Origin of the sequence: Mucilaginibacter sp. L3T2-6 (genome assembly GCF_030519355.1) — a bacterium.
In the GTDB taxonomy this organism is placed as follows: domain Bacteria; phylum Bacteroidota; class Bacteroidia; order Sphingobacteriales; family Sphingobacteriaceae; genus Mucilaginibacter.
In genome coordinates, this window is record NZ_JAUMKC010000008.1 from 42,086 (window position 1) to 57,393 (window position 15,308).

Here is a 15,308-nt window from a genome sequence, read left to right on the forward strand (position 1 = left end):
TTAGGTTAGTGAAGTATAAAACTGCGTCAGCAAAAAGTGTATGCTTTGGTCCATTAATAAAATTATCAATGCAATTATAAGCGCTGCAATCAACACCAAAATAGAGCTGTTTTGCAGCTCTCTCCAGGTTGGCCAGGTTACTTTTTCGGTAAGCTCTACGTACGATTCTTTAATATACTCAGATACTTTCGACATCTTTTTTGTTTACAGTGTAATGCACGGGAACAAGGATTCGAACCCTGATCAAAGGTTTTGGAGACCTCTATTCTACCATTGAACTATTCCCGTTTGTATTTAAATTCCTTCGCGGAATATAATGTTGGCTTCTTTATTAACAAAGTACTTAGCTGCTTCCAGCTAAGTACTTTGCGTAAATTAACCTTCCTTTAAACGCTTTTTAAGGGCGCAGGCGGCTTATTTTAAAATTTCAGTTACCTGACCGGCACCTACTGTACGACCACCCTCACGGATAGCGAAACGTAAACCTTTTTCCATTGCGATAGCGTTGATCAGCTTTACAGTGATAGTAACGTTATCACCAGGCATAACCATTTCTACTCCTGGCTCCAGTGAAATCTCACCGGTAACGTCAGTGGTACGGAAATAGAATTGCGGACGGTATTTGTTGAAGAATGGAGTGTGACGACCACCTTCTGCTTTTGATAATACGTAAACTTCTGCTTTGAAATCAGTGTGAGGAGTTACTGAACCTGGTTTGCAGATAACCATACCGCGGCGGATATCGGTTTTCTCAATACCACGTAACAATAAACCTACGTTGTCACCAGCTTCACCACGGTCAAGGATCTTGCGGAACATCTCAACACCGGTTACGGTTGACTTCAGGTTCTCAGCACCCATACCCAGGATATCAACAGGCTCGCCAGAGTTGATTACACCACGCTCGATACGGCCAGTTGCTACAGTACCACGACCAGTGATCGAGAATACGTCTTCAACAGGCATCAGGAATGGAAGGTCAGTCAGACGTGGAGGGATTGGAATGTAGCTATCTACAGCGTCCATTAACTCCATGATTTTTTCAACCCATTTCGGATCGTTGTTCAGGCCACCAAGAGCCGAACCCTGGATTACAGGAATATCGTCGCCAGGGAATTCGTAGAATGATAATAATTCACGAACTTCCATCTCAACAAGTTCTAACAGTTCCGGATCATCAACCATGTCAACTTTGTTCATGAAAACAACAAGTGCAGGTACACCTACCTGACGAGCTAACAGGATGTGCTCACGGGTTTGTGGCATCGGACCATCAGTAGCAGCAACAACGATGATTGCACCATCCATCTGAGCAGCACCAGTAACCATGTTTTTCACATAGTCAGCGTGACCCGGGCAGTCAACGTGTGCGTAGTGACGGTTTGCAGTTGAATACTCAACGTGTGCAGTATTGATAGTAATACCACGCTCTTTTTCTTCAGGAGCAGAGTCAATTGAATCAAATGAACGCGCTTCTGATAAACCTTTGTCAGCTAAAACTTTGGTGATAGCTGCGGTAAGGGTTGTTTTACCGTGGTCAACGTGACCGATTGTACCGATGTTTAAGTGCGGCTTACTGCGGTCAAACTTTTCTTTTGCCATGATTATATCTAATTATTGTAGGTTAATTTATATTTTATAAACTTATATTATTAAGTTGAGCCAACAATGGGATTTGAACCCATGACCTCTTCCTTACCAAGGAAGTGCTCTACCCCTGAGCTACGTCGGCTGATTTGCTAGTTTTTAGTTGCCAATTTTCAGTTTGCAGTTCCTTATATAACTGCCGGCTGCGAACCGTATCCTGCCAACTTTTAACAGAGCGGAAGACGAGGTTCGAACTCGCGACCTATAGCTTGGAAGGCTATCGCTCTACCAACTGAGCTACTTCCGCTTTTTTGATTTGCGGTTGGCGCTTTTCCAGCCGACAGCGCTCTGCCCTGAAATTGCGTTTCCGAAAACCTTTTAATCAAGTTAGCAGTTTATGATCTTCAGAAAGCTATTGCCAACTGTCAACTATAAACTGCCAACTCAAAAAAAGTGGGGGGAGAAGGATTCGAACCTTCGTAGCCGAAGCAACGGATTTACAGTCCGTCCCATTTGACCGCTCTGGTATCCCCCCATTGTTTCATTTCGAAAGCCGGATCTAAAATTTCGGAATTAGCTTTTGCAGCTAAAAAACCGAAATCGAACCTACGAATTCGAAATCAAAACAGAGCCCCCTATCGGGATCGAACCAATGACCTACTGATTACAAGTCAGTTGCTCTACCAGCTGAGCTAAGGAGGCTTATTTGTATTTTAAAGAACCATCCCTTCCAACTTGCAGAGGCCTGTTGTGTACCTCTCCGAAAGGGATTGCAAATTTACACATTTTTAATGCTGAACAAAATTTATTTTCTAAAAAAAAATCGGCAGGCTGAAACCCACCGATTTACATATAAAATTAATATTCTTTTCAGCTTAAAACTCTTCTTCTGCTGTCAGCAAGACCGCTTTTTTTGCAGATTCGGCCGCGGCCATTTTCTTTTGTTTATGCTTTTCAATTTGTTTTCTCAGGCTTTCTATCGCCAGATCTGTGGCTTCCTCAAAAGTTTTGCATTGTTCTTTGGCGAAAAGCTGGTTACCCGGCAACATCAGTTTAATCTCCGTTATCTTATTGGCTTCGTCTTCTACGTTCTCCAGTTTCAAATACACTTCACCGCTTATTATATGATCATAAAACGTGTCAAGCTTATCGGCCTTCTTCTGAATAAAATCCAACAATTTCCTGTCTGCATTGAAACGAATAGATTGCACTGTAATTTTCATGATTCCTCCTTTTTACGCCTTTGGATGGGCTTGTTTGTAAATAGACTTTAACCTTTCAACTGAATTGTGTGTATAGATCTGGGTGGCACTAAGGTTAGCGTGCCCCAGAAGCTCTTTAATGGCATTTAAATCTGCCCCGCGGTTTAGCAGGCTGGTAGCAAAGGTATGCCGCAGCACATGCGGGCTTTTTTTGTTTTGGGTTGATATGTAGGATAGATACTTCTGCACAATCAGATAAATGAGCTTTGGATATGCATTGGCTCCTTTATCTGTAACGATTAAGGTTAAGGAATTGTTACCGGAAAAATCCTGCTTTTTCTTTAATTGCTGGTATTCAGCGATTAATATTTTCAACTCGCTGTTCACCGGTATAATTCGCTCTTTATTACGTTTCCCGAGCACCTTTATAGTACCTTCATAAAGGTTTACATCTGTGTCCTTAACGCCTAACAGCTCCGATAGACGCATACCGGTACCGAATAGCATTTCGATCACCAGTTTGTCGCGTACGCCCTTAAAATCGCTGCTAAAAACATCGCTGTCATCGAGCAATTGCGACAGCTTAACATCTTCAACCACAACCGGCAGATTTTTTGGAATTTTAGGCGTTGTTATTTTAGAGGCCGGGTTAACTTCAATAATGCATTCCTGCAGTAAAAATTTAAAGTATTTGCGCAGGGTGGCAATTTTACGGTTGACAGAACGTGCAATAATCTTGCGGTTCATCAATTCTACCATCCAGTTCCGTACCAGATGATGCGTAATTTGCGAAGGATGCGTTATTTCAGGGTTCGGCGCGGGCGTTAAATTATCGGGATTGTTTAAAAAGGATATAAACTGGTCAAGGTCTGATTGATAGGCCGATACGGTGTGCGCAGAATACCGCTTTTCGAATTTTATATAGCGGATAAAACGGTCTATAAACATAAAAAACTACTTGTACATCCGAATTATGAATGTACAAATAGTTTTAATATTTTGATTAGAAAAAACAAAAATTCTTTTGCAGAATTAAGCGCCTGTTTCTAAGTTCATGCTTTGTTTGTAGATGGCATGTTTAACCACGTGACGACGGGTTACAGACTTTTTCTCGAACGCCTGGCGGCTGCGAAGTTCTCTTAACACACCGGTTTTTTCGAATTTCTTTTTAAAGCGTTTTAATGCTTTGTCTAGTGATTCGCCGTCTTTTACGTTAATAATGATCATAGTTTCTGAAATACCTCCTTTCGTGGGAGGGCAAAGGTAAGTATTTGTTTTTGAATATAAAAGTGTAAATATTCAATTGGTTGGTTAAGTGAAATCAGGTTGAACAACTTATAAATCGCATACCATTAAGGCCCGGGATTTAACTTGCGAAACAATAAGCACACCCATGCTCCTGCGCACGCCCAACCGCCCAAACACCCGATGGCACCGGCTGAACACCCGGCAGCAAACCGTCGAGCCATTCCTTTTTAATTGCGGCTGCGTCCTGATTTAGCTTTTGAGCAAATGTTGCGCTCAGTGCGGTCAAAGCCATGTCGCACACGCAAAACATAACGCCACTGGCCTGCAATTCGTTTATACCAATCTGTATTTCGCCGACGCCCGGCGCCTTATAAGTCCCTGGCTTAGGTTCCCAGAATGGATTGTGAATGGCGGGCGACTTGCCTTCGGCATCATTAATTTTAAAAAATTCTCCAAATTTATATTTTTCCCAAAGCTGGTTATTCATCGCATAGGCAGCGCCGCTATGCCGCAAAACCACTACTACACCGCATTGCTCTGGCGATGAGCCGGTTATGCCATTGCTTGCCAAAAATATCCTGGGCCAGGCAAACGGAAATATGCCGTGAGGTTCAGTTACATCAAACATTATTCTATGCTTGCCCTTTACCTTTTTGAACCACTCATCGGCTTCCGATACATCGGGCGAAGCTAGCTTTTCAGCAGCAGAAACTATAGCAGGATTGGCAAATATGCCGGCGCCTAAGGTGGCCGCGCCAGCTACAAACTTTTTCAGAAAGCCGCGGCGGGGGCTGGATTGAGCGATTGCTTTTTTCATGACGGTAAATTTTGGCAGATGTGATGATTAATTGTGTAATTAAAGTTAAGCATTTTATAGTTAATGCAAATCTTTGATTACAATTTTAATCACGGGCACTCCGTCCGTCTTGATCACGTCAATCCAAATTGAATTAGCTTAGTCAACTATTTCAGCACTTCCCTGCTTATCACAATCTTTTGTATCTCCGACGTCCCCTCGCCTATTGTGCACAACTTAGCGTCACGGTAATACTTTTCAACCGGAAAATCTTTGGTATAACCATAGCCGCCGAATATCTGTACCGCTTCTGTAGCAGTTCGCACCGCCACTTCCGAAGCATAATATTTAGCCATAGCTGACTGCTTGGTGACCGGCTGGCGCCTGTTCTTCAAATCTGCAGCCTGCATAATTAATAGCTCTGCGGCTTCTATTTCAGTAGCCATATCAGCAAGCTTAAATGATATCCCCTGGAAATTGCTTATGGCCTGCCCGAATTGTTTACGCTCTTTTGAATAAGCAACCGCTGCTTCAAACGCACCTTTGGCGATACCTAATGCCAGCGCTGCAATAGAGATGCGGCCACCGTCTAAAACCTTCATCGCCTGTTTAAAACCCTCACCTTCAAGCCCCAGCAGGTTTTCTTTCGGCACGCGGCAATTATCAAATATAAGCTCAGTAGTCTCAGAGGCACGCATGCCCAGCTTGTTTTCCTTTTTTCCGTGGGTAAAACCTGGTGTGCCTTTTTCTATAACTAAGGCTGATATGCCTTTTGAATCGCCCTTCTCCCCTGTCCTGACCATAACTACAGCCACATTGCCTGATTTTCCGTGCGTTATCCAATTTTTTGAGCCGTTTACTATGTAATAATCGCCATCTAAAATTGCTGTGGTGTTCATGCCCATAGCGTCAGATCCGGTGTTGGCTTCCGTTAAGCCCCATGCTCCTATCCATTCGGCAGTAGCCAATTTGGGCAGCCACCGCTGCTTTTGCTGCTCGTTACCAAAAGCAAGGATATGACCGGTACATAATGAGTTATGCGCAGCAACGGATAAACCTATAGCACCACAAACCCTCGCAATTTCACTGATCACAGTAACATATTCAAAATAACCGAAGCCGGAACCACCGTATTCTTCCGGTACGAAAACACTCATCATACCCAGCTCGCCCAACTGCTTAAATAAATCCACAGGAAAATGCTGTGTTTCGTCCCATTCCATCACGTGGGGGCGGATATGTTTTTCGGCGAAATCGCGGGCCATCTGGCCTATCATTTTCTGGTTATCATCAATGGTAAGATTAAAGCCGGCTGGGCTATCGGTTAGTAAAGATTCCATGAATACATAATTGGTTTCCGGCAAAGTAACGCAATTATTCAGGTAACAGTTTTATTTTGAACGGCACGAAAGGGGACGTTTTGGGTATACGGTATAAATTGTGGGTTTGAAGAGTAATTTTTCATAAATCCAAATTTCATTCCTCGTAGAAAAGCGATGCTTTGTGTATCAATACTCCGCCAGCGCCACTACCTTATCACAAACACTAGTTATCCTTTCTCTGCCTTTCAAAAAGCCTAATTCAACAACAAATGAAAAACCAGCCACAACACCGCCCATTTCCCGAATCAGCTCGGCTGCCGCAAGGGCCGTGCCACCGGTTGCCAGTAAGTCATCATGAATCAAAATATGCTGACCGGGTTCGAAGGCATCAATATGCATCTCGATGGTGGCTGTGCCGTATTCAAGTTTATAAGCTTTTTGTTTGATGCTGAATGGCAGTTTACCTGCCTTGCGCACTGGCACAAACGGCACACCTAACTTGGTCGCCAGCGATACGCCGAATAAAAAGCCGCGACTTTCAATGCCTGCGATGGCATCAATACGGGTACCTTTTAAGTGTTCGGCAAAGGAATCGACAATTTTTCCGCACAAAGCCGGATCTTTTAATATGGGCGTTATGTCTTTAAAAATAATTCCGGGTTTGGGGAAATCAGGAATATCGCGGATGGCGGATTTAATTTGAGATGCTATCATTGGAAACTTATATAGGGTTCAATTTTACGCAAAATCTTGTCATCAAGCAGCACAATGTTTTTCATATCAGCTATTGATGCATAGTTGCCATGCTGCTTGCGGTACTCTATAATGGCGTTCACCTGCTTATAGCTTAGATAAGGGAATAATCTTAGCTGGTCGAACGAAATAGTATTGATAAAAATCTTCCTTATTTTACCAGGGTTTACCGAAACGTATTTTTCAATCTCTTCGTACCTTGCCGAATCAATCCCGTAAATCTCCTTCAATTGCTCCTTACGGTTAAAGCCGCCTAAACGACCGCGATACCGTGCTATTAACACCGCCGTGGCTGGGCCGACGCCTGTTAACCGTGTAAGTGCTGCGGTATCTGCTGTATTAAGCTCAATTACCTCCCCGGGCTTCAATTTTCTGTTTTCGTGTCCGGGAATAACTATATAAGGTTCCAGTCGCCTGTAGTCCGAATCTGCAATACCGTAAATCTTCTTCAAATCTGCGGAAGTGTAAAATCTTCCGCCCTTATCTTTGTAATGCTCTATTATGCCTGCTTGTTGTGCGGTAAGGCCTAATTGCTGCCATTGAATGGAAGTAAGCTGATTGGGATTGAAGGGAGCCAATTTCCGCCTTGTTACCTGCCCGGCACCGGGTTTCAATCTTTCCTTGTCAGGATCAAAGCCTGAAGCGGGGCCAGCTTTACTTAGCCGGGCAGCTGCTTTGTCAAAATCTTTCAAATCGATAATTGTATCTTTATGAAACAGCTGATATGCATACGGAGCCGCTAATACCACTGCGATTAACACAACCAGTATCACCAAACCGTTCCATTCTTTTTTGGTTATTGAAGAGTAATTTTTCAGGCTCGTTTTCATTAAGGAATTATCAGCGTTAAATTAACTAATTTTACAGCATATTTACCGCTATAGCGATTTAGTCTATATCTATGAAAGTAATTACCACAGAAGAGTTCGCCAAGGCAACCAAGCTGGACAAGCTTAAAATGCCCGGACTGGCGGCTATATTGATGGAATTAATGAAAATAAACCAGGTGAACAACCTGTTTGCCAAGGCTCAACCCAAGGTAGGTCCTGAATTTGTGGACGCAATACTGGAAGGCTGCGGTATAGATGTAGATTATGATGAGCGCGACCTGCGTCATATTCCGAAGGATGGGGCTTTTATAGCCATTGCCAATCATCCTTATGGCGGTATTGAAGGGATGGTATTGTTAAAAATGCTTTGCATGGTTAGGCCGGATGCCAAACTGATGGCAAATTTTCTGCTTAAAAAAATACCTAATCTTGCCGACTATTTTATCGCAGTAAATCCGTTCGAAAATGTTGAACACTCATCCAGCATCAGTGGTTTAAAAAACACATTGGAGCTCCTGGCTAATGGTACGCCTATCGGCATTTTTCCGGCGGGGGAAGTTTCAACCTATAAAGTGGAAAAGAAAGAAGTTACCGACCGTATGTGGCACCCTGTTGTGGGTAAAATTATAGCGAAAGCTAAAGTACCGGTAGTTCCGATTTATTTTCATGGCAACAATGGCTTACTATTTAACCTGCTAAGCCTGATACATCCCGCCCTGCGTACAGCTAAATTGCCCTCGGAGTTATTTAACAAACATGGCCATACTATAAAGCTGAGGATCGGGAAGCCAATTAACATACAGGACATACCTGACTACACCAACACGGGCAAGCTGCTGAATTACCTGCGCGCCCGTACTTATGCGCTGGGTACCGGCCTGGAAGATGAAAAGAAAATATTCAATCCGCGCAACCTGTTTAAAATAAAAAAACAACCCGCGGAAATCGCCCCCCCTATTGCAGCGGATATTCTTGAAAAAGAAGTTGCTAACCTGCGTGAGGATTACCTGGTGTGGACTGAAAAGAACTATGAGGTGTTTATAGCGCCAACCACGCAGATCCCATGTACTATTCGCGAAATAGGCAGACTGCGCGAAATCACCTTCAGGGAAATCGGGGAAGGCACCAATAAATCCATCGACCTTGACGAATACGATATATATTATCACCACCTGTTTATCTGGGATATGGATGCAAAAATGGTAGTAGGCGCCTATCGTATAGGTTTGGGCGATGAAATATTTTACAGCATTGGTAAAAAAGGATTTTATATTTCTGAGCTGTTCAAAATAAAGACACAGTTTACGCCGGTGTTAAAAAAGAGCATAGAGCTTGGCCGTAGTTGGATACGCAAGGAGTATCAGCAAAAACCCCTGCCGCTTTTCCTGCTCTGGAAAGGCATATTGAAATATTTAATCGACAATCCGCGATATCGTTACCTTATCGGCCCGGTGAGTATCAGCAACTCGTTCTCTAATTTCTCCAAATCGCTGATCGTGGATTATATCAACCGCAATCACTTCGACGAGGAGATGGCGCAATATATTCGTCCGCGCAAAAAGTTCAAGGTCGATTTAGGCACTATCGATACTGAACTCCTGATGCAGGGCGAAAATAGTTTCAAGGGATTGGATAACCTGATATCAGAAGTGGAGACACGCAGCCTGAAGGTTCCGGTTCTTTTGCGCCAATATATCGGCCTGAATGCTAAAATCATCAGCTTTAATATCGATCCTAAATTTGCCGACTGCCTGGATGGTTTCCTTGTGCTTGATTTGGAAAAGGTGCCACAGGATATTTTGGACAAGTTGGGTAAGAATCTATAAGCCGTTTTGCGAGCGCGGAACGATCGAAGCAAACTATTCGACATGCATCGTCCGCTATAGTTTCCGACGGGACTCCTTCGTTCCTCGCAATGACAAAGTTTTTCAGACTATTAGTTCGCTTTCTTCCTAAACACGAAATGCAGTACCCAAAGCGGGGATATGATCATAAACTTCAGCCAATCGCCAAATGACGTTGTTCTGCCTTTTAGCCTCAGACTGCTAAATTGCAGTACGGCAGCAGCAATAAACAGCACCGCACTGACAATCAGCAAAGGCGGCCCACCCGCATTTTGCCAGTCTGCCATTTTTGTAATGCCGTAAGCAAATACAAACAGCACTACAAACATTACAAAAGATAACGTTGGCATTAACCGGTAATAATAATAGATAAGCGCGGCTATCAGGAATGACGACCAGTTGAAGAAACCATTATAGTTCTTTAAGAACTCCAGGTGCGGAAAAGGTGCCGCCCAGCTTATGCCAAGCAGGCTAAATATAATAACCACCACACAAACCCAATGGATTGTCTTTTGCGATTGAGTTTGATAGTTTTCTGAATATTTTGAAAAAAGCGCATCCACCGGGCTTAGCGGCACTGCGGGTTGCGATTGTTTTGGCTTTTTGCTGGAGGATTTGCTCACTTAGAAAAATTTAAGAAACCATGTCATTACGAGCGATAGCGAAGCAACCTCGTCGATATATATGGCGAACCATGTATACGGACGAGGTTGCTTGGTCGTTCCTCCTCGCAATGACAAATTTATTTGTCTATTACTTCGCAAACGCAACAGACCTCGTTTCCCGTATTACGGTTACTTTTATCTGTCCGGGGTAGGTCATCTCTGTTTGTATGCGGTTTGATATATCGGCGGCTAAAACTTCTGATTGTGCATCGCTGATCTTTTCGCTTTCTACTACAACACGCAGTTCACGACCGGCCTGGATAGCAAATGTCTTCTCAACGCCAGGATATGACAATGCCAGATCTTCCAATTCTTTCAAACGTTTGATATAGCTTTCAACCACCTCGCGGCGTGCTCCCGGACGGGCGCCTGAAATAGCGTCGCAAACCTGGATTATCGGTGAAAGCATCGAGGTCATTTCTACTTCGTCGTGGTGGGCGCCAATGGCGTTGCAAACTTCCGGATGTTCTTTATATTTCTCAGCCAATTGCATACCCAGAATAGCGTGCGGCAGCTCAGGGTTGTCATCAGGAACTTTACCGATGTCGTGCAGTAAGCCTGCCCGTTTAGCCAGCTTCACATTCAGGCCTAATTCTGCAGCCATGGTAGCACAGAAATTAGCAACCTCGCGCGAGTGCTGTAACAGGTTTTGACCGTAAGATGAACGGTAACGCATCCTGCCTACCATACGGATCAGTTCCGGATGAAGGCCGTTGATACCTAAATCAATTACAGTACGCTCACCTATCTCTACAATTTCTTCTTCTATCTGCTTTTTGGTTTTGGCAACTACCTCTTCTATTCGGGCCGGGTGTATGCGTCCGTCCGTCACCAGGCGGTGCATAGCCAAACGGGCAATCTCCCTGCGGACAGGGTCAAAACCCGATAAGATGATAGCTTCCGGCGTGTCATCCACAATAATTTCGATGCCGGTAGCCGCCTCCAGTGCACGGATGTTACGACCCTCGCGACCGATGATACGGCCTTTAATTTCGTCGTTTTCTATGTTAAAGATGGACACTGTATTCTCGATAGCCGCTTCTGTAGCAGTACGCTGTATAGTTTGGATTACTATCTTCTTAGCCTCTTTGGTAGCTGTTAACTTAGCCTCGTCAACAATATCTTTTATCTGGGCCATTGCTTTGCTGCGGGCTTCCTCGCGCAGGTTGTCAACCAACTGATTTTTGGCATCTTCAGCCGACAGGCCTGCAATGGTTTCCAGTTGCTGAACGTGCGAATTTTTAAGCGACTCCACTTCTTCCTGCTTCTTCGCTACCAACTCCGTCTGGCGCTCCAGGTTTTTACGGATGTTGTCCAGCTCGTTCTCTTTGCGGTTCTGATTTTCCAGCCGCTGGTTAAGTGATTGCTCTTTTTGTTTAATGCCATTCTCACGCTGGTTAATAGCATTATTTTTTTCATTGATGTATTGCTCGTGTTCCGCTTTCAGCTGTAAAAAGCGTTCCTTTGCTTCCAGCAATTTATTCTTTTTAAGAATCTCTGCATCGTTTTCAGCATCCTTCAGTATTTTTTTGACTTTGTTCTGGGCAGCTGCCTCCTGGTCTTTAAATAACTTTTTCAATAAAAAGCGGCCGATTAGGAATCCCGGCAGGCCGCCTATAAAAACGCCCAAAAGAACGTATATTAATGTACTCATGTCTGTAATTGGTATATATAAAAAAACCGCAACTAATCTCTAAGCTTCATGTATTTAAAACCTCATTCCATTACGAGCCTTGGGTTACCGTTAACCGTACGATTAACGCATGCCTCTCTGTGGCCCGTTCATATTGAAGCGTTAAGTTTATAATAGTGAAACTTAAAATTTAACTGCGGTTAAATCTTAATTGCTCTTGAATTATGTAAAGAACGTTTATTGCTTTGAAAAAAATTCAGACAGTAAATGATCCAACTGATAAACCTTTTCGGTCACCTCTGTATCTTCTACCGCCCCTTTCGATTCCGCTTTTAATGATGACGTGGCGTAATGCAGCACACACATCGAAAGCAGATCCTGTTTATCCCTGACTGCATAATTCTCCTGGTACTCCTTTATCCGTTCATTTATCAGCCGGGCCGCACGCCGTATTATTTCTTCTTCTTCCATGTTCACCCGTAACGGGTAAACTCTGTCAGCAATATTTATTTTAATTGAGATTTCTCCCATTTGAGCTATTCACTTTGTATTATTTCTTCAATAATACAATACACTTGTCTATTTCCTGCACAAATTCGTTAATTTTTTGCTTTATGTCAAGACTTTTTTCATTTGTTTCCGAAAACGACTTCGCCATTTTAAGTGCGCGAAGCTTTTCGTCCAGCACTTTTGTCTTGTCACGGCTCGCATCCAGGGCTACCGAAAGCGACTGATTTTCCAGCTTGAGCAAATCATTTTCCTCCTGCAAAGCAGCACAAAGCTCAATTAAGCGCTCCGTTCTTTCTACAATTGAATTTAATTGCTCTGCTAAAGGCATTGAAATTTAGTGATTAGAGGTCAGAGACCAGAGATTAGTTTTTATTTGATAATATTAATTAATTATTAACCACAAATATAGTTTTTTAAATCAATCATGAAATTCAAAAGCCGATTTACCCTTTACCAATCCGCTTTAACTGAGCTCTGATTAACTAATCTCTATCCGCCTACCTTCTCACTTCCGCGCCAGCTTCTTTCTGCAAATTGTAAATCAGCTTTTGCATAATGCTGTCAATAGCCTTATCGGTCAGGGTTTTTTCGTTATCCTGCAAAGTAAAGCTCAAGGCATACGATTTTTTTCCTGCAGGCAGTTTATCGCCTTCATACACGTCGAACACGCTTACTTCCTGCAATAGCTTACGTTCCGTCCGTTCGGCTATCTGTTTGAGCTGGCCGAACGTTACCGACTTATCAATCAGCATGGAAAGGTCGCGCTTTACTGATGGGTATTTGGATACATCCTGGTAAACGATCTTATTTTTACGCACCGCTGCCAGTATCATATCAAAATTGAAATCGGCACAGAAAACATCTTTGTCTACACCGGTCTTTTTCAACGCTTCCGGGCTTATCTTGCCAAACTTAACCAGCTGCTTACCGTTTCGCTTATATTGCATTCCCCAGGCCAGCTTGCTGCAGGTGGATTCTTCCAGCGTAAGGTCGCCAATATTCAGCCTGCTGATAATTCCGTCAGCAATTGCTTTCAGGTTGTAGAACGATACCGGGTTTGCTTTCTGGTTCCATTGCTCCTGCTTATCAGTACCAGAGAGGAATATCGCAAACCTTTGCGTTTCGGTATATTTATCCTCATTCAGGCTGTAAACCTTGCCGAACTCATACAACTTTAAATCGGCATTCTTACGGTTCTGATTATAAGCGATGGCTTCCAGGCCCGAGTAGATCAGTGTTTGGCGCATTACATCCAAATCGCTGCTCAATGGGTTCAGAATTTTTACAGCCTTATCCTGGTCAGACGAATAGGCCGACTTGGTCAGCGAGTTAGACATGATTTCGTTAAAACCGTTGGCGGTCAATATATCCGAGATCAGGTTTTGTACCGTATCTTTCTCTGGCCTTACAGATGTATTGAGCGATGCCCTGATCTGGGTAGGTATTTCGATATTATTATAGCCGTAAATGCGCAATATCTCTTCAACCACATCCACCTCGCGGGTTATATCCACGCGGTAAGGAGGTACTTTTAAGGATAATCCCTCGCCTGTTTCACCAACTATCTGAATATCCAGTGCGGTTAGGATAGACTTTATCTCGCCATGCGGAATCTCCTTACCGATAAGCCGGTGAATATTTTTATAGGTCACCTCAATTTCGAAAGGCGCTACCGGGTTAGGGTAGCTATCCGAAATTTCGGATGAGATCTTTCCGCCTGCGATCTCTTGTATCAGCAAAGCAGCACGCTTCAAGGCAAATACCGTCATATCCGGATCGGTACCACGCTCAAAACGGAACGAGGCGTCGGTTTTAAGGCCATGACGCTTAGATGTTTTGCGAACTGACACTGCATTGAAATAGGCGCTTTCCAGGAAGATATTTTTGGTAGATGCCTTAACACCAGAATCCGCTCCACCGAAAACACCTGCAATACACATCGGCGCTTCTGCATTGCCTATCATCAAATCGTCCGCACTTAGTTTGCGTTCAACTTCATCCAACGTTTTGAATATCGTTCCTTCGGGATAGTTTTTTACGATAACCGTATCGCCCTTGATGGCGTCTGCATCAAAAGCATGCAAGGGCTGGCCTAACTCATGCAGCACATAGTTGGTCGCATCCACAATATTATTGATTGCCCGTATGCCGATAACCGCCAGCCTTTCCTTCAGCCATTTCGGCGATTCCTTAACCTCCACACCCGAAATAGTCACTCCCGAATATCTCGGGCACGCGGCTTCGTTTTCAACCACCACTTTTACAGTACGGCTGGTATCATCCACCTTAAATGCAGAGACATCCGGTTTTTTTACCCCGATTTTCAGGAAAGCCGCAATATCTCTTGCCGTACCCAAATGCGAAGCTGCATCGGCACGATTTGGCGTCAGGCCTATCTCGTAAAGGTAATCGTCGTTTATTTTAAAGTAATCTTTAGCCAGCGAACCCACTTCGGCATCAGCATCCAGCACCATAATACCGCCATGATCAGTACCCAGGCCAATTTCGTCCTCTGCGCAGATCATGCCTTCAGACACCTCGCCCCTTATTTTTGATTTATTGATTTTAAAAGGTTCGCCTGCAGAAGGATGAACGGTAGTACCAACGGTAGCCACCACCACCTTTTGCCCGGCTGCCACATTGGGCGCACCGCAAACAATTTGCAGGTCTTCGCCGCTGCCAACATCTACCCTGGTAACGCTTAACCTGTCTGCATTGGGATGTTGAATCCGCTCTTTTACGTAGCCGATCACCAGTCCCTCCAGCCCGCCGGGAATGGCCTGCACCTTTTCCAGGCTCTCCACCTCTAAACCGGTGCCGGTTAATATGGCCGATAGCTCTGCGGGAGTTTTATCTGTTTCAATAAATTCTTTGAGCCAATTATATGAGATTTTCATTATTGCAAAGTGATAATCGGC

General features: G+C 43.9%; 15 protein-coding genes and 5 tRNA genes. 1 reads left to right on the forward strand and 19 read right to left on the reverse strand.

Going from position 1 to position 15,308, the window contains the following annotated elements:
- From secE to Q3W13_RS10845, 14 genes are all read right to left on the reverse strand, one after another.
- Nucleotides 1-195 carry a preprotein translocase subunit SecE gene (secE, locus tag Q3W13_RS10780; protein ID WP_302863659.1) on the reverse strand — a complete coding sequence of 65 codons (195 nt, stop codon included), beginning with the start codon at nucleotides 193-195 and terminating at the stop codon, nucleotides 1-3.
- Between the two features lie 22 nt (nucleotides 196-217).
- Nucleotides 218-288, reverse strand: a tRNA-Trp gene (locus tag Q3W13_RS10785).
- 126 nt (nucleotides 289-414) lie between these two features.
- A complete protein-coding gene (tuf, locus tag Q3W13_RS10790; protein ID WP_302863660.1) occupies nucleotides 415-1,602 on the reverse strand; it encodes an elongation factor Tu in 1,188 nt (395 codons plus the stop codon).
- A gap of 58 nt (nucleotides 1,603-1,660) precedes the next feature.
- Nucleotides 1,661-1,732, reverse strand: a tRNA-Thr gene (locus Q3W13_RS10795).
- Between the two features lie 89 nt (nucleotides 1,733-1,821).
- Nucleotides 1,822-1,894: transfer RNA gene (locus Q3W13_RS10800), tRNA-Gly, on the reverse strand.
- Between the two features lie 147 nt (nucleotides 1,895-2,041).
- Nucleotides 2,042-2,122 (reverse strand) — tRNA-Tyr (locus Q3W13_RS10805).
- 94 nt (nucleotides 2,123-2,216) lie between these two features.
- Nucleotides 2,217-2,289, reverse strand: a tRNA-Thr gene (locus Q3W13_RS10810).
- A gap of 173 nt (nucleotides 2,290-2,462) precedes the next feature.
- Complete coding sequence (gene raiA, locus Q3W13_RS10815; RefSeq protein ID WP_302863662.1) at nucleotides 2,463-2,810, reverse strand: ribosome-associated translation inhibitor RaiA; 348 nt, start codon at nucleotides 2,808-2,810, stop codon at nucleotides 2,463-2,465.
- Between the two features lie 12 nt (nucleotides 2,811-2,822).
- Entirely contained in the window at nucleotides 2,823-3,737 is a 915-nt protein-coding gene (locus tag Q3W13_RS10820; RefSeq protein ID WP_302863664.1) for a tyrosine-type recombinase/integrase, read from the reverse strand.
- 84 nt (nucleotides 3,738-3,821) lie between these two features.
- Nucleotides 3,822-4,016, reverse strand: a complete 195-nt coding sequence (rpsU, locus tag Q3W13_RS10825) for a 30S ribosomal protein S21 (protein WP_302863666.1) — start codon at nucleotides 4,014-4,016, stop codon at nucleotides 3,822-3,824.
- A 139-nt stretch (nucleotides 4,017-4,155) separates the two neighbouring features.
- Nucleotides 4,156-4,854 (reverse strand): hypothetical protein, encoded by a 699-nt coding sequence (locus tag Q3W13_RS10830; RefSeq protein WP_302863668.1) that lies wholly within the window; start codon nucleotides 4,852-4,854, stop codon nucleotides 4,156-4,158.
- A 146-nt stretch (nucleotides 4,855-5,000) separates the two neighbouring features.
- Nucleotides 5,001-6,173: an acyl-CoA dehydrogenase gene (locus Q3W13_RS10835; RefSeq protein ID WP_302863670.1), complete on the reverse strand. Its 1,173-nt coding sequence runs from the start codon at nucleotides 6,171-6,173 to the stop codon at nucleotides 5,001-5,003.
- 168 nt (nucleotides 6,174-6,341) lie between these two features.
- Nucleotides 6,342-6,869, reverse strand: a complete 528-nt coding sequence (locus Q3W13_RS10840; RefSeq protein ID WP_302863671.1) for an adenine phosphoribosyltransferase — start codon at nucleotides 6,867-6,869, stop codon at nucleotides 6,342-6,344.
- The gene (locus Q3W13_RS10845; RefSeq protein WP_302863672.1) at nucleotides 6,866-7,738 is read right to left on the reverse strand and encodes a helix-hairpin-helix domain-containing protein; all 873 of its coding nucleotides are present in this window, start codon (nucleotides 7,736-7,738) and stop codon (nucleotides 6,866-6,868) included. The genes Q3W13_RS10840 and Q3W13_RS10845 overlap by 4 nt, the downstream gene beginning before the upstream one ends.
- A gap of 71 nt (nucleotides 7,739-7,809) precedes the next feature.
- On the opposite strand from Q3W13_RS10845, the gene Q3W13_RS10850 reads away from it, so the two are divergent.
- The gene (locus Q3W13_RS10850) at nucleotides 7,810-9,564 is read left to right on the forward strand and encodes a lysophospholipid acyltransferase family protein (RefSeq protein WP_302863673.1); all 1,755 of its coding nucleotides are present in this window, start codon (nucleotides 7,810-7,812) and stop codon (nucleotides 9,562-9,564) included.
- Nucleotides 9,565-9,674: 110 nt separating this feature from the next.
- On the opposite strand, the gene Q3W13_RS10855 is transcribed toward Q3W13_RS10850, so the two are convergent.
- The 5 genes from Q3W13_RS10855 to pheT form a co-directional block, all read right to left on the reverse strand.
- Entirely contained in the window at nucleotides 9,675-10,205 is a 531-nt protein-coding gene (locus tag Q3W13_RS10855) for a hypothetical protein (protein WP_302863676.1), read from the reverse strand.
- A gap of 130 nt (nucleotides 10,206-10,335) precedes the next feature.
- Nucleotides 10,336-11,901, reverse strand: coding sequence for a ribonuclease Y (rny, locus tag Q3W13_RS10860; protein ID WP_302863678.1), 1,566 nt, complete (start codon nucleotides 11,899-11,901; stop codon nucleotides 10,336-10,338).
- A gap of 216 nt (nucleotides 11,902-12,117) precedes the next feature.
- Nucleotides 12,118-12,411, reverse strand: coding sequence for a cell division protein ZapA (locus Q3W13_RS10865; RefSeq protein WP_302863679.1), 294 nt, complete (start codon nucleotides 12,409-12,411; stop codon nucleotides 12,118-12,120).
- A gap of 19 nt (nucleotides 12,412-12,430) precedes the next feature.
- Nucleotides 12,431-12,718, reverse strand: a complete 288-nt coding sequence (locus tag Q3W13_RS10870; RefSeq protein WP_302863681.1) for a hypothetical protein — start codon at nucleotides 12,716-12,718, stop codon at nucleotides 12,431-12,433.
- Nucleotides 12,719-12,887: 169 nt separating this feature from the next.
- Nucleotides 12,888-15,287 carry a phenylalanine--tRNA ligase subunit beta gene (gene pheT / locus Q3W13_RS10875; protein WP_302863683.1) on the reverse strand — a complete coding sequence of 800 codons (2,400 nt, stop codon included), beginning with the start codon at nucleotides 15,285-15,287 and terminating at the stop codon, nucleotides 12,888-12,890.
- Nucleotides 15,288-15,308: the final 21 nt, after the last annotated feature.